Below are 13,988 nucleotides of genomic sequence, written 5' to 3' on the forward strand. Positions count from 1 at the left end.
ACCGAAGCGACCACAGGCGACGGCCGGGTGCCCCCGAGCCGTCGCCGACGGCTGATTCCCACCCTCCTGAACAGCCGCAGCCGACGGCCCGACCGACCCGGCCGTCAGCTGCGGCCCATCCACGAGCCGAAAACAACCGTGACCGACGGCCCGACCGACCCGGCCGTCGGCTGCGGTCCATCCGCAAGCCGAAAACAACCGTGAGCGACGGCCGGCAATCGCACCATGCCACCCAGCTTCAAGTTGACCTTGGACGTGACCCCGCACTGCGACAAACGGCTGAGCCGCGCTGATGCGACCACCACCACCACCGCCAACGCCACCGGCCACCGGCCACCGGCCGACGACCGACGACCGACGACCGACGACCGACGACCGACGACCGACGACCGACGACCATAGGATCGCGTAGTTACTGGTCACGGCGTTGATCAACTTAAGCTAAGCGGCATTGGGCGCTCCGAACCGCCACCGGCCGCCGTCCGAGGGCGCGGGACGACCAGGACAAACCATGACCTTGGCGAGCTGACCACCCTTACGGCATACCAACGCACCAAGATCGCCGTCGCAGGTCACCGCCGTAGGCCGCCCCGCAGGTCACCGCCGTAGGCCGCCCCCCGCAGGTCACCGCCGTCGACGGTGGGCTTTGGGCGTACCCGAAGAGGTCAGGCCTCGCCCAGCGGCCGCAACTCGTCCGCGTAGCTGACGGCGTGACGGCGGAGCACGCCGGTGGGGCTGATCGAGTACTGGCCCATGCGCCACAGCGGCGGCGAGTACGCGTGGATCGACACCGACCCGTCGACCGCACCGGCCATCCGGTGGATGTGGTCGGGCCCGAAGGCGAACGCCCGGCCGGCCGCGACGACCCGGGTCACCGGTTCGCCGCCCATCCGCGGGTTGGCCTCGCTGACCGCGCCCCGGGTGACGGCGACCGCGCCCGACGACACGTCGTGGTCGTGCCAGCCGGTGTCGTCCTCGGTGTTCCAGCACAGCACCCAGATGTCGACGTCGCCGTCCCGGTAGAGCTGGGCGTAGTGCCGTTTGCCGGTGTCGTGGCGGACCAGATCCTCCCACAGCTCCGGCCGGGCAGCCAGCTCGGCGACGTAGCTTTGCAGCTCCTTGGGGGTGAGGGTGCGTCCGGGCAGGGTGGGCAGACCCTCGGGGGCGGTGACAGTCGTCGTCATCGGGGCGCTCCGGTCAACAGGTGGCGGGGGTTGGCGGTGAACAGGGCGTGGGTGAAGGCGTCGCCCAGCCCGGGGTCGAGGGGTTCGGCGTAGGGCCGGTCGGAGCCGTGCACGATCGGATCGACGCCGACCACCCGGACCATCGCGTCGATCGCCCGGGTGCCGTAGGAGGAGGTCTCGTAGTAGACCTGCGGGTCGATCGCGCCCAGGTCGCCGCCGCGGGCGTTCAGGCGCTCGTGGTGCAGGGGTGCGAGCCCGGCCAGGGCCACGAAGGCGATCCGTAGTCCGGGGTGCAGGCTCCGGCCGCAGATGTGCCAGGCCAGCCAGGACTGGTGCAGTTGGGACACGTACGGTACGAGCGCCGGCCACCAGCCGGGTAGTCCGGGCGGGCATTCGGGTGCCGGGCCGGGGTGCACCAGCAGCGGCTTGCCGGCGTTCTCGACCTCGGCGAGCAGCGGTCCGAGTCGTTCGATCGCGTCCGGGCCGGTGAGTGCGGTCGCGGGCAGTTGCAGGCCGGCGACCCGGGGTTCGGCCAGGATCTTGGCGAGGGTGGCGGGGTCGGGGTCGGCGACCGAGGCGGCGGCCCACACCCGGAACGGGTCGGGCAGTTGCAGGGCGCTGGTGTGCCAGACGTCGATCAGGTCACCGCCGCCGGGCAGGTGTTCGATGCCGAGCGGGCTGGAGAGCGAGACCAGGACCTGTTCCTTGCCTTCGGCCAGTTCCCGGTCGCGGCGGGCGGCGACGTCGTGGGCTGCCGGGTCGACCTCGTAGGGTGGCTCGCCCGGCAGGTGCAGGGTCCAGTCGCGCAGCATGCCCCGGGTGCGCAGGGCCTCGGTGAACCGGGCAGGCCACAGGTGCTGATGACAGTCGATCAGCAAGGGTCCGCTCCTTCGCATCGTCTTTAGTGAAGCGCTTCACGCATGAAGAGAGTGAAGCGCTTCCCTCCTTGTTTCGCAAGGTGATCCCGTACACGGGCCGGTGTTACTCTCGGTCGATGTCACGGCAGCAACCGCGACGGACGTTGCAGGATCTGGCCACCGCAGCCGGTCTCTCGCTCGCCGCGACGTCCTACGCCCTGCGCGGCGTCCGCGGCTCCCCCGCCACCATCGCCCGGGTCCGCCAGCTCGCCGACGACCTCGGTTACACCGTCGACCCGATCGCCCGCGCACTGGCCAGCGGCCGCACCGGATCGATCGGGGTCAGCGGTTCGCTGCGCGACCTGTGGCAGCAGGACCTCTCCGTGCTGCTCACCCGGGCCCTGCGCCGGCAGGGCCGGTACGCGATGATCGCCGACGCGGACGCCGACCCGGCCCAGGAGCGCCTCATCGTGGAACAGTTCGTGGCCCAGCGGGTGGACGGGGCGCTGGTCTCCCCGGTCGACCCGGCCGCGGAGCACTGGCGGTTGCTCGCGCCGTCGGTGGCGGTGGTGGCGATCGGCGACGCGCTGACCGCCCGCCCGGGTTCGGCGAGTGTGCTGTTCGACAACCGGTACGGCGTCGCCACCGCCCTGCGGCACCTCGCCGACCGGGGACACCGCCGGATCGGCCTGCTCGCGCCGTCGCTGCCGTCCACCCCCGGGCGTCCCGCCCAGCTGATGGCGGCGTCGATCGCGGACGCCCTCGGACTCGAGTTGATCGCGCGCGACGCCCCGGCCGCGATGAACGAGGCGGTCGCGGTGGCCGTCGGCCTGCTGACCGGCGACGGCCGGCCGACGGGGGTGTTCTGCCTGAGCGACTCGCTGGCGTTCGCGGTCTACCAGGCGGCCCGGGACGCCGGACTGCGCGTGCCGGAGGACCTGTCGGTGGTCGGCTTCGACGATCATCAGCTGGCGGGTCTCGTGAGCCCGGGCCTGACCACGATGGCGTGGGACGAGGACGCCATCGTGTCGGCGGCGCTGTCCCAGCTGAACGGCCTGCTGCAGGGCACCGTCACCGAGCTGCCCCCATTCCGCCCCACCCTGGTCGTCCGCAGCTCGACCACGACACCACGCCGATAGCCGCCACCAGCCTCGATATATCCTCTAAATCCTAGCAGAGAGGCGGGAGATGAGGGCCGGGCTACCCGAGCCGGCCGTGCTCCAGGGCGATGATCAGCGCGTCGATGTCCCGGCCGAACGGCCGGTCGGCGGTGCCGGGCGGCAGGACCGCGGCCACCCCGTCCAGGACCGCCGAGGCGACCGGCTCCGCGCTGAGCAGCCGGGCCTGATGCAGGGCCAGCAGCTCGCAGGCCAGCACCTCACGGACGCCGGTCACCGCCTCACGCAGGCACTCGGCGACCTCGAAGGTGAAGGACTGGGCGTCCTCCTGCCCCAGTGACGTCTCCACCACGCCGATCACCGCCGGGACGGCGAAACGGCGCAGTCGGTGTGCCACGCCCACCGCACGCTTGTGCACCGCGACCATCCCGGCATGCACGCCGGGGGCGTCGGAGAGCTGCCGGGGAAGGCCGGTGAGCGCCGGGTCCAGCAGGCGGTGCAGCCGGGAGGCGCCCAACTCGGCCAGGTGGATCAAAGCGGTGGTCAGGCCGGCGCAGGCGGTGGCCAGGTCGGTGCCGGCGAACCCGGCGCTGCCCACGAAATCTCCGTCGAGGTACGCCGGGGAGTCCGTCACCATCGCGAGGGCGCGGTCGGCGGCCGCCGCCACGGCGTCGGCCGCGCGGGTGGCGGCGGCCAGAGCGGGAGCCGTGACCCGGAAGGAGACCGGGGCCTGCAGTGCCCGGACCGGGCCGTCGCCCCGGTGGGCGAGCAGGGCGGCGTGGAGTTCCGCCAGTACCGGATCGCCCTGCGCCAGAGACGGGTGCCACGGGTCGCGGCTGGCACCCACGATCGCATGGCCCGTCCCGCTCGCCGCCACGATCTGCTCGACGAGGCTGCGGGCGTCCGCCGCCCCGAGGGCCGCCATCCCGGTCAGCCCGGGCACGCCCTCGAGGAACGCCACGCCCTCCTTGGCCCCGAAGGAGTACGCACCGGCCTCCAGGACCGCCGCCCCCAGGTGCGCCAGCGGGATGATCTCGCCCGCGGCGCCGGAGCCGCGAGCGGGCACGTCCGGCACCACGTCCTCGTTGAGCAGGAGAGCCAGCCGCAGGCACAGCTCCGGGGAGACTCCGGCCGCCGGGTGCAGGAAGGTCCGCAACCGGACGGCCAGCAGCGCCCGCACCGACGCCCGGTCCAGCCACGGGGCCGAACCGACGGCCCGGCCCAGCATCAGCGTGTTCTGGTGGCGGTCCCGGGCCGCCGCGTCCAGCCGCACCCCGGCGAGCGCGCCCATCCCGGTGTTCACGCCGTAGACGGGCCGGTCCCCGTCCAGGGCCGCCAGCACGAGAGCCCGGTTCGCCGCCAGCGACGCCAGCAGCGCCGGGGCGAGGGTGAGCCGCGACGAGCCCCGGGCCAGCGCGACGATCGCCGGGCGGTCGAGGTCGTCCGCCGACGTGATGATCATCGGTAGCGCAGCATGGTGCCGGTGTCCGCCGCTTCGGCCCGGGTCAGGATCAGGTGGGCCAGGGCGACGTCGAGGATCGACAGGCCACGGTGCCAGAAGAGGATCCGCTCGTCCGGGCGCTCCCGTCCGGGTTTGCGGCCGGTCACGATCTCGCCGAGTTCGGCGTACAGCGTCTCGGGGCTCAGTCGGCCGGTGTCGACGTGCGCCCGCAACGCCCCGAACCGGCCGGACTGCGACTCCCGCCAGTCGTCGACGACGACCTTGTCCATCACGTCGAGCAGGTCGAGTTCGACGGCGCTGACCGTCCCGTACGGCACGACGAACGCACCGGGCCCGACCGCCGCGGTCCGCAGCAGCGGGGACGGCTTCTCCAGCCGGGATGCCTCGACCAGGATGTCCGCACCGTCGAACACCTCGTCGGCGGTGGCGACCACCCGGACCGGGGTGTCGGTGACCGCGCGGAGCTGTTCGCCGAACGCCTCCCGGGACTCGGGGCGCCGGCTGGTCACGCGGATCTCGTCGAGGTCGAACAGCGCGTCGAGCATGGTCACGTTGGAGAAGGCGGTGCCCCGCGCGCCCACGTGCCCGAGGATCTTCGCATCCGGGCGGGCCAGGTGTTTCGCCCCGACGGCGGTCATCGCACCGGTCCGCATCTCGGTGATCAGGGTGGCGTCCATGATCGCGAGCGGCACCCCGGTGTACGGGTCGTAGAGCGTCATCAGCGCCAGTTCGCTGGGGAGCCCGAGCCGGTAGTTCGGCACGAAGTCGCCGACCACCTTGACGCCGCTGACGCCCCGCTCGCCCAGGGTGGAGACGTGCCCGCGGAGCACGTTGAAGTGGCCGGCCCCGCCGTTCTCCGGGATCAGGTGGGTGCGGGGCTCGAAGACCGTCCGCCCGTCGCCGTGTGCTGCCACGACGGACTCCGCGGCGCCGATGGCGTCCTCTTTCGTGATCCCGAGGGCATCGATGTCCGTACCCGAAAGGAACCGCAACCGGATCGCCTGCTCAGCCATCGCCCTCACCCGCCCGTGTGCGTGAATCAACACATGCACCATATAGCCTCTGTGTTTTAGGCTATTCATCCATCGGCCGGAGGAACACGGGACGGGACGGATGGCTCAGGGACAGGGACTCGACACCCAGCGGGCCGAGAGCTGGCTGCTCGACCTGGCCCAGCGGCACCGGCTCTCCCCCACCCAGCGCCAGATCGTGCAGCGGATGCTGGGGATGTTCCCGGACGTCGCGTTCCTGTCCACGATCGAGATCGCCGAGCAGGCCGGGGTCAGTCAGCCTACGGTGACCCGGCTGGCCACCGCCCTGGGTTTCGCCGGTTTCCCGGAGTTCCGCACCGCGCTACGGCACGCCGTGCTGTCCGGAACCACCGACCGGGACGACGCCGGCGAACGGCGTGCGGTGGACCAGGAACGCGACAACCTGGACAGCCTCAAACGGGTACGCCTGACCGACGCCGTCCAGGCACTGGCCGCCACCAGCCCGCTCGGTGTGATCGGCCTGCGCGCCTCGGCCGCGCTCGCCGACTACTTCGGCTACTTCGCCCGGCGGGTGCTGCCCGCGGTGACCGTCTGCACCGAGGCCGGCGGCGTCGAGGACGCCGTGCTGCAACTGCACCAGCAGGGGGCGACAGCACTACTGGTGTTCGCGATGCCCCGCTATCCGGCCGGCACCGTCGCCGCGCTGCGCCTGGCCCGCAAGCTGGGCCTGACCACGGTGGTGATCGCCGACACCGCGCTGGTGCCGTTCGCCGTCGACGCCGACGTGCTGCTCGTCGCGCCGGTCGGCACCGGCCTGGTCTTCGACTCGCACGCGGCGGTGGTGGTGCTGGCGATCAGCCTGCTCGACGCGATCGCCGGCACCGACCCGCAGCGCACCCAGCAGCGTCTGGAAGCGCACGAGGCGCTCGTCGACCGCTGGGTGCACCACGAATGATCAGTGCTGGTGCAGCAGTTCGTGGGTCAGGCTGATCTTCTCCCACGACTTCGGCGCCTTCACCTTCGCCACCGACGCGGCGGAGGCGACGACCGGCTTCGACGGCGTGTACAGCCACGCCTCGAACAGCGCGTCCAGGTCCTCGCCGGAGATCTTCTCGGCCAGGGCGGTGAACTCCTCGGTCGCGGCGGTGCCGTACTTCTTCTCCGCCGCCCAGGTGCGCAGGATCTCGAAGAAGTCGTCGTCACCGACGGCCAGGCGCAGCTGGTGCAGCGTCATCGCGCCACGGTCGTACACGGTGTCGCCGAACAGCTGGGCCACCGTCGGATCGGCCGGCGGGTACGTCCAGATGTCGGCGTCGGCCGGGTACGCGGCGTACAGGTAGTCGAAGATCTCCTGCGCGGTGCCCTCGTTGTTCTTCTCCGACCAGAGCCATTCGGCGTACGAGGCGAAGCCCTCGTTGAGCCAGATGTGCTTCCAGTCGGCCACCGAGATGGAGTCACCGAACCACTGGTGGGCCAGTTCGTGCACGACCACCGAGGTGTTGGAGCCACGGCGGAAGAAACCGTCCGCATACGTCGGGCGCGTCTGGTTCTCCAGGGCGAACCCGAGGGTGCCCGGCGGCGCGACCAGCCCGCCCTGGGACTCGAACGGGTACGGCCCGAACACCGAGCTCTCCCACTCGACGATCTCGTTGGTGCGCTCGATGCTCGACTCGGCGGCGTCCCGGAAGTCCGGGCTGAGCAGCTGCGAGTACGCGTTGTAGATCAGCTGGCCGTCGGCGCTGGTGTCGGTGGTGATGTCGTACTGCCCGACGGCGAAGAAGGCCAGGTAGGTGGCCTGCGGCTTGACCGACCGCCAGCTCCACCGGGTGTAGCCGAGGGTCTCGCGGACCGGGACGCGCGGCTGCACGCCGTTGCTGATCACCTCGAGGCCGTCCGGCACCGACACCGAGACGTCGAAGGTGGCCTTGTCCAGCGGGTGGTCGTTGCTCGGGAACCACCACCAGGCGATCTCCGGCTGTCCGACGGCGATCGCCCCGTCCGGAGTCTTGATCCAGGCGGTGTACCCGGCGCCGACCTTGCTGGACGGGACGCCGGAGTACTGCACGACGACGGTGATCGCCTGCCCGGCGGCGATCGTCCGGGCAGGGGTGACGACCAGCTCGTGGTCGCCCTCGCGGGCGAACGTGGCCGGCCGGTTGTTGACCCGGATCGACGACACGTCGAGCAGGAAGTCGAGGTTGAAACGGGACAGGTCCTGGGTGGCGGTGGCCAGGATGGTGGTGGTGCCGGTGAGCAGGTCGGTCGCCGGGGTGTAGCGCAGGCGGATGTCGTAGTGGCCGACGTCGTACCCGCCGTTGCCGTAGTCGGGATAGTAGGAGTCGCCGATTCCCGGTGCTCCGGGAGCAGGCGCCGCCTCGGCGGCAACGGCCGTTCCGGCGAGAGTCAACGCGGTGGCCGCGAGAGCCACCAGCAGTCGTCGCACGATGGAACTTCCTTCCTCCGGTGGAGTGAGTCCCGTCGAACCTATCGAAGTTTGGCGATTTTCACGCTCACACCGTTGAGAACAGTGTTACCGGACAGCGGATCGACGGACATCTCATCGGTCAGCAGGTTCGCGTTGACCCCCGGATACTCCGCCGCAACCGTCATCCGGGCGCCGGGCACGCCGTGACCCCAGCCGTGCGGCAGGCTCACCACGCCGGGCATCACCCGGTCGGTGACCTCGACCCGGGCGGTCAGGCTGCCCGCCCGCGAGGTCACCTCGGCGTCGTCACCGTCGGCGAGCGCGAACCGGTCCGCGTCCGCCGGGTGCATCTGCAACGTGCAGCGGTCCCGGCCCTTCACCAGCGCCGGCACGTTGTGCATCCAGCTGTTGTTCGAGCGCAGGTGACGGCGGCCGATCAGCACCAGGTCGTCGCGGGAACGCCCGGTCGCGGCGAGCAGCCGGCCGGCCTCGGCGGCGATCGCCGGCACGACAAGCTCGATCGTGCCGCTCGGCGTGCGCAGCACCTCCGGGACCCGCGGCTGCAACGGTCCGAGGTCGACGCCGTGCGGGTTCTCGATCAGCCGGGCCAGAGTCAGGTCGTAGGCCCCGGCGCGCAGCGCCACGTCGAGCAGACGTTCGGCGGGCCCGTCACCGGTCACCTCGTCGCGCCCGACCGTCCCGCCGGACTTCGCCAGGGCCCGGGCCAGCAGCGTCTCGTGCAGCACACCCGGATCGGTGTGGTCCTGACCGGCGAGGATCAGGGTGAGCCGGGCCAGCACGTCACACTCGTCCATCCCGCCCGGGTCCGGCGGCAGCACCGGAGGCGAATAACTCGCGAAGTTGCGCACGGCGAAACCCAGGAACGAGAAGTCGTAGTGCCCCTTGCGGGCGGACTCCATCGGCGGCAGCACCACGTCGGCGTGCCGGGTCGTCTCGTTCAGATACGGGTCGACGCTGACCATGAAGTCCAGCCCGGCCAGGGCCCGGTCCAGACGGGCGCTGTTCGGGGTGGAGAGCACCGGGTTGCCGGCCACCGTGACGAACGCCCGGACCTGCCCCGGCCCCGGCGTCTCGATCTCGTCGGCCAGGGTGGCGACCGGCAGCTCCCCCTTGACCTCGGGCAGCCCGCGGGCCCGGCTGTGCCAGCGGCCGGTCCGGAACCCCTTGCCACCCGGCCTGTCGTGCGGTCGCAGGTGCGCGGCGAGCGGGAACATCACGCCGCCGGGCCGGTCCAGGTTGCCGGTGAGCACATTGAGCACGTCGATCAACCAGCTGGTCAGGGTGCCGAACTCGACGGTGCAGGTGCCGATCCGGCCGTACACCGCGGCGGACCCGGCGGTGGCGACCTCCCGGGCCAGGCCGCGGATCCGCTCGGCGGGAATGTCGCAGGCGCCCGCCGCCAGCTCGGGCGTGAAATCCGCGGCCAGCCCACGGACCTGATCGAGACCGGTCACGTGCGCGGCCAGATGTCCGAGATCGACCAGCCCTTCGGCGAACAGCGTGTGCACCATGGCGAAGAGCAGGAAGGCGTCCGCGCCCGGCCGGATGAACAGGTGCTCGTCGGCGTGCTCGGCGGTCCGGGTACGCCGCGGGTCGACCACCACGAACCGGCCACCCCGGGCCTGGATCGCCTTCAGCCGGCCGGGGAAGTCGGCGGCGGTGGCCAGGCTGCCGTTCGACTCCCACGGGTTCGCGCCCAGGATCAGCAGGAAGTCGGTGCGGTCCAGGTCGGGTACCGGGATGGTCAGCGGATTGCCGAACAGGTAACCGCAGGACACGTGCTTGGGCATCTGGTCGACGGTGCTGGCGGAGAACACGTTCGGCGTGCCGGCGGCCTTGAGCAGCGGCGTGACATAGAGGCCGCCGGCCATCGTGTGCGCGTTCGGGTTGCCGAGATAGACGGCGAGCGCGCTCCGGCCGTACCCCGCAACGGTCTGGGAAAGGCCGTGCGCGACGGCCTGGAACGCATCGTCCCAGCTCGCCTCCCGGTGTTCGCCGCCGTGCCGGATCATCGGCCGGCGCAGCCGGTCCGGATCACCGGAGAGCGCGCCGAACGTGGCGCCCTTGGGGCAGACGAAACCATGGCTGAAGACGTGCTCGCGGTCGCCGCGGGCGGCCAGGATCCGGCCGTCGCCGACGGTCAGTTCCAGGCCGCAGGCGGCCTCGCAGAGGGGGCAGGTCCGGTATGCGGTGGCCATCGGCCGAGTATGCCGCCGCAAACCGCGAACCGGACCTGCCAAATCTCTCGGATCAGCTCGCGGTGCAGGTCACGGCCGGTACCGGATTGCTGCCGGTCCAGGAACCGAGGAAGCCGAACGAGGTGGCGGCACCCGCGGCCAGCTTGCCGTTGTAGCTGACGTTGCGCGCGGTGACCGCGCTGCCGGAGCTGGTCACCGTGGCGTTCCAGGCGTTACTCACCGCCTGACCGTTCGCGTAGGTCCAGGTCACCGTCCAACTGTTGATCGCCGCGCTGCCCGCGGTGACCTTCACGTCGGCCTGGAAACCGCCGGACCAGGACCCGGTGATCGTGTACGCCGCGGAGCAGCCACCACCGGTCGGCGGGTTGCTGCTGGACGCGCTCGGTGACGGGCTGCTCGGCGACGGGCTGCTCGGTGCCGGGCTGCTGGGGGTGACCCCACCGAAGATCGTCGCCTGTTTGGCGGTGGCCTTGATCCCGTTGGCGCCGTTGAAGATCCGCTGACCCCAGGTGGTCAGCCGGCTCGCGTCGAAGTCGGTGGCCATGTCCAGGATCGGGTCGGTGTTGCCGGCCCACGACCAGCCGAGATAGCCGAGGTCCCGGGCGACCGCCTGGGCCAGCAGTGTCTCGTGGTCGACCTGGCTGGAGTCGAACTGCCAGCCGAACTCGCCGATCACCAGCGGCCAGCCGTTGTTCTTGAAGACGTCGAGGTAGTTGATGATCGACGCGGCGGTGTTGAAGACCGAGTACATGTGGATCGAGAGCACGGTGTTCTTGCGGGTGTCGGCGTTCAGCACGGTCTGCGCGTTGTCCCGCATCGTGTACTGCCAGTCCTGGCCCCAGTTCGGCGCGTCCACCATCAGCAGGTGCTCGAAGCCGTTGGTGCGCATCTTCTGGACCGCGGCGACGGTGGCGGCGGTCCACTGCGCCGGGTTCGTGTTGCCGATCGGCTCGTTGCCGATGTTGATGACGACGTAGTCCTCCTGGCCGACCAGCACACTCTTCAGGCCGATCCAGTAGTCCACCGCCTGATCCAGCGAATACGCCGCGGTGTCCTCGCCGTAGCCGGTGGTGTCGTGGTCCTCCAGCACGCAGATCATCTTGTTCTGCTTGCACAGGTCGATCACGCCTGCGACGTCGGCGGCGGTGTTCGCGGTCCAGCGCCCGCCGCTGAGCACGACCCGGACGGTGTTCGCGCCGAGCGCCTTGATGTCGGCGAACGACTGGGTCTGGCCGGCATACCAGGTGTGCATGTGGTTGACGCCGCGCATGACGAACTTCTGGCCGTTGGCCTCGACGATGTCGGTGCCGACGATGTGCAGGCCGGTGGCGGCGTACGCCGGGGGGACGAAGAACAGGACGGAGGCGGCGGCCGCGGCGAGGGCCGTCAGGAGGGTGAGCAGGCGCCTTTTCATGAACCTACCTCAGCTCTGGGGGATGATCGCCTTTGGGAGCGCTCCCAGGCTAGCAAGAAATCGACGCTCGTCGTTAACAGTCAGGAAATCAAACGGTCTGCGGGTGCCGCAGGCCGGGGTGGTCCTCGGGCAGGTTGCGGCGGATCACCCACCAGCTCACCGCCATGCAACCGGCGACCAGCGGCCAGCTCAGCGCCACCCGGGCCACACCCAGGGCGAACACCTGCCCCGCGGCGTAGAGCGGGAGGAACACCGCCACCCGGATCACGTACTGCAGGACCCAGACCCAACTCCCCCGCGCGTACGCCCGGAGCAGCGCCGGGTCCCGTCGCCACCGCGTCCTCTGCCCGAGCACACCGCCGACCACCAGCCCGAGCAACGGCCAGCGGATCACGATGCTGACGATCCAGGCCAGCGCGCTGGCGCCGTTGCTGAGCAGCTGCAGCAGGAAGAAGTTCTCCGCCTTGCCGGTGCGCAGGGCGATCAGCGCGGCCACGCAGACGCCGAGCAGTCCGATCACGACGGCCCGCGGCTTGTCACCCTTGCGGATGCGCCAGCCGGCCACCGCACCGCCGGCGATCAGCGCGGCGATCGTGCCGCCCCAGATCGACTGGCCGCCGATCACGTAGCCGGCAACGAAGCCCACCGCCGGGAGCGACGCATCGACAGCGGCCCGCCGCCCGTTGAGCAGCTCCGCCAAGGTCTCCGGCTGTGCCATCGTCACCCTGTCCACGTGCGGTTGGTTAGGGCAGCCTAACCCAACGAGATCAAGCAAGTTGACCGAGGCCCCACCCGCCACAAGGTTGACACGGCGGCGAACCGCCGGGGTGGATGATGTGATCATGGACTCGGCCTGGCTGGACGACGATCAACTCGCCGCATGGGTACGCCTCGTCGCGGTCGTCGAGCTGCTCCCCGGCGTGCTCGACACCCAGCTGCGCCGCGACGCCGGACTGACCCACTACGACTACCTCACCCTGGCCATGCTCTCCGAGGCGCCGGACCACACGCTGCGGATGACCGACCTGGCCCGGCAGACCAACGCCACCCTGCCGCGACTGTCGCACGTGGTGCAACGCCTGGAGACCCGCGGCCTCCTCGAGCGGTTCCCCTGCCCGTCGGACCGGCGGGCGACCAACGCGCGGCTCACCACGGCCGGCTGGGCCACCGTGCAGTCCGCGGCCCCCGGACACGCGGCGACCGTCCGTAAGAACGTCATCGACGCCCTGACACCGGAACAGATCGCGCAGCTCAGAGCGATCAGCGACGCGGTTCTGAGCCGACTCGACCCGCACGCCGTGTTGCGCGGCAACTACACCCGGTACGACCGGGGAGGTCCGCCTTCGCTACCAAAAGCGTAGCCATCGGATTGTTATCCGTTTTCGCCGATTTAAGTAAGATCTAAAGATTTCCATGCAGGTTCCCCACAGGTAACCCCATACGGTGTGGCGGCCACATACACCACAGGGATATGGAGTCCTGCTTCCATGGCTCGCAAGCGCAACCGCCTCCGCGTCGTCACCCTGGCCGGGGCCGCCGTGGTCGTTGCCGCCCTCGGCACCGTCACCTACAACGCCTCCGCCGCCGAGCAGCGCCCGCAGGCCGGAGCCGAGTTCACCTCGGCCTCGGTCCCCGCGGCGATCCGCCCGCCGGCCGGCTCCCGGTTCCTCGGGACGGCGAAGGTCGTCAAGGGCACCCAGACCTACACCTGCACCGGCGGCGTCTTCACCGGCGCGTCGGTGCCCGAAGCACAGCTGGCCGGCACGATCGGCAAGGTCCACCACTACAAGGGCCCCAGCTGGACCGTCGAGCGGGACGGCTCCACCGTCACCGCCACGAAGATCGGCGAGGCCACCAAGACCGGCACCATCCCGCAGCTGCTGCTCGAGATCAACGGCCACACCGGCCCGAACGGCAAGCTGACCAACGCCAAGTACATCCAGCGTCTGCAGACCACCGGCGGCACCGCGCCGGCCGGCACCTGCACCGACGGCGAGACCAAGGCCGCGGCGTACGGCGCGACCTACGTCTTCTGGTCCTGACCTCTGCACTGAACCGGTGAGGAACGGCGGCGGCGGGGACCCTCCCACCGCCGCCGTTCCGCATCCCCCCTTACCGCCGTGGTGGTTTCGGGCGCCCAGAGCACCCAAAACCACCACACCCCCAACCACGTGTTGATTTCGGGCGCCCTGGGCGCCCAAAACCACCACACCCCCAACCGCGTGTTGAATTTGGGCGCTCTAGGCGCCCGAAATCAACACACCCCTGGCCGCGTGTTGAATTTGGGCGCTCTAGGCGCCCGAAATCAACACACCCC

12 protein-coding genes are annotated in these 13,988 nt (G+C 70.7%); 4 read left to right on the forward strand and 8 right to left on the reverse strand.

The features are described 5' to 3' along the window. Positions 1-665: 665 nt before the first annotated feature. Positions 666-1,184 carry a cysteine dioxygenase gene (locus WH85_RS44220; RefSeq protein WP_045748205.1) on the reverse strand — a complete coding sequence of 173 codons (519 nt, stop codon included), beginning with the start codon at positions 1,182-1,184 and terminating at the stop codon, positions 666-668. Continuing rightward, positions 1,181-2,062 (reverse strand): amidohydrolase family protein, encoded by an 882-nt coding sequence (locus tag WH85_RS44225; RefSeq protein ID WP_157411603.1) that lies wholly within the window; start codon positions 2,060-2,062, stop codon positions 1,181-1,183. Before WH85_RS44225 ends, WH85_RS44220 begins: the two co-directional genes overlap by 4 nt. A 116-nt stretch (positions 2,063-2,178) precedes the next feature. On the opposite strand from WH85_RS44225, the gene WH85_RS44230 reads away from it, so the two are divergent. Next, a complete protein-coding gene (locus WH85_RS44230) occupies positions 2,179-3,180 on the forward strand; it encodes a LacI family DNA-binding transcriptional regulator (protein ID WP_045748207.1) in 1,002 nt (333 codons plus the stop codon). Positions 3,181-3,241: 61 nt separating this feature from the next. Here the strand turns inward: WH85_RS44230 and WH85_RS44235 are convergent, their stop codons facing one another. Both WH85_RS44235 and WH85_RS44240 read right to left on the reverse strand, forming a co-directional pair. Beyond that, positions 3,242-4,621, reverse strand: coding sequence for an aromatic amino acid lyase (locus WH85_RS44235; RefSeq protein ID WP_045748208.1), 1,380 nt, complete (start codon positions 4,619-4,621; stop codon positions 3,242-3,244). Next, entirely contained in the window at positions 4,618-5,634 is a 1,017-nt protein-coding gene (locus tag WH85_RS44240) for an ornithine cyclodeaminase family protein (RefSeq protein WP_045748209.1), read from the reverse strand. The genes WH85_RS44235 and WH85_RS44240 overlap by 4 nt, the downstream gene beginning before the upstream one ends. A 100-nt stretch (positions 5,635-5,734) precedes the next feature. Here WH85_RS44240 and WH85_RS44245 point away from each other — a divergent pair, with 100 nt between their 5' ends. Next, the gene (locus tag WH85_RS44245; RefSeq protein ID WP_045748210.1) at positions 5,735-6,568 is read left to right on the forward strand and encodes a MurR/RpiR family transcriptional regulator; all 834 of its coding nucleotides are present in this window, start codon (positions 5,735-5,737) and stop codon (positions 6,566-6,568) included. Here WH85_RS44245 and WH85_RS44250 read toward each other — a convergent pair whose 3' ends face one another. From WH85_RS44250 to WH85_RS44265, 4 genes are all read right to left on the reverse strand, one after another. Beyond that, entirely contained in the window at positions 6,569-8,059 is a 1,491-nt protein-coding gene (locus tag WH85_RS44250) for a M1 family metallopeptidase (protein ID WP_045748211.1), read from the reverse strand. Between the two features lie 38 nt (positions 8,060-8,097). Beyond that, on the reverse strand, positions 8,098-10,257 hold the full coding sequence (locus tag WH85_RS44255; protein ID WP_045748212.1) for a molybdopterin oxidoreductase family protein: 2,160 nt from the start codon (positions 10,255-10,257) through the stop codon (positions 8,098-8,100). A gap of 52 nt (positions 10,258-10,309) precedes the next feature. Further along, on the reverse strand, positions 10,310-11,671 hold the full coding sequence (locus tag WH85_RS44260; protein ID WP_045748213.1) for a cellulase family glycosylhydrolase: 1,362 nt from the start codon (positions 11,669-11,671) through the stop codon (positions 10,310-10,312). An 88-nt stretch (positions 11,672-11,759) separates the two neighbouring features. Continuing rightward, complete coding sequence (locus WH85_RS44265) at positions 11,760-12,389, reverse strand: DUF3159 domain-containing protein (RefSeq protein ID WP_045748216.1); 630 nt, start codon at positions 12,387-12,389, stop codon at positions 11,760-11,762. 124 nt (positions 12,390-12,513) lie between these two features. Here WH85_RS44265 and WH85_RS44270 point away from each other — a divergent pair, with 124 nt between their 5' ends. Next, complete coding sequence (locus WH85_RS44270; protein WP_045748214.1) at positions 12,514-13,032, forward strand: MarR family winged helix-turn-helix transcriptional regulator; 519 nt, start codon at positions 12,514-12,516, stop codon at positions 13,030-13,032. A gap of 126 nt (positions 13,033-13,158) precedes the next feature. After that, positions 13,159-13,713, forward strand: a complete 555-nt coding sequence (locus WH85_RS44275; RefSeq protein WP_045748215.1) for a DUF3455 domain-containing protein — start codon at positions 13,159-13,161, stop codon at positions 13,711-13,713. Positions 13,714-13,988: the final 275 nt, after the last annotated feature.

The sequence above is a fragment of the Actinoplanes rectilineatus genome, from assembly GCF_000962825.1.
Taxonomy (GTDB): domain Bacteria; phylum Actinomycetota; class Actinomycetes; order Mycobacteriales; family Micromonosporaceae; genus Actinoplanes; species Actinoplanes rectilineatus.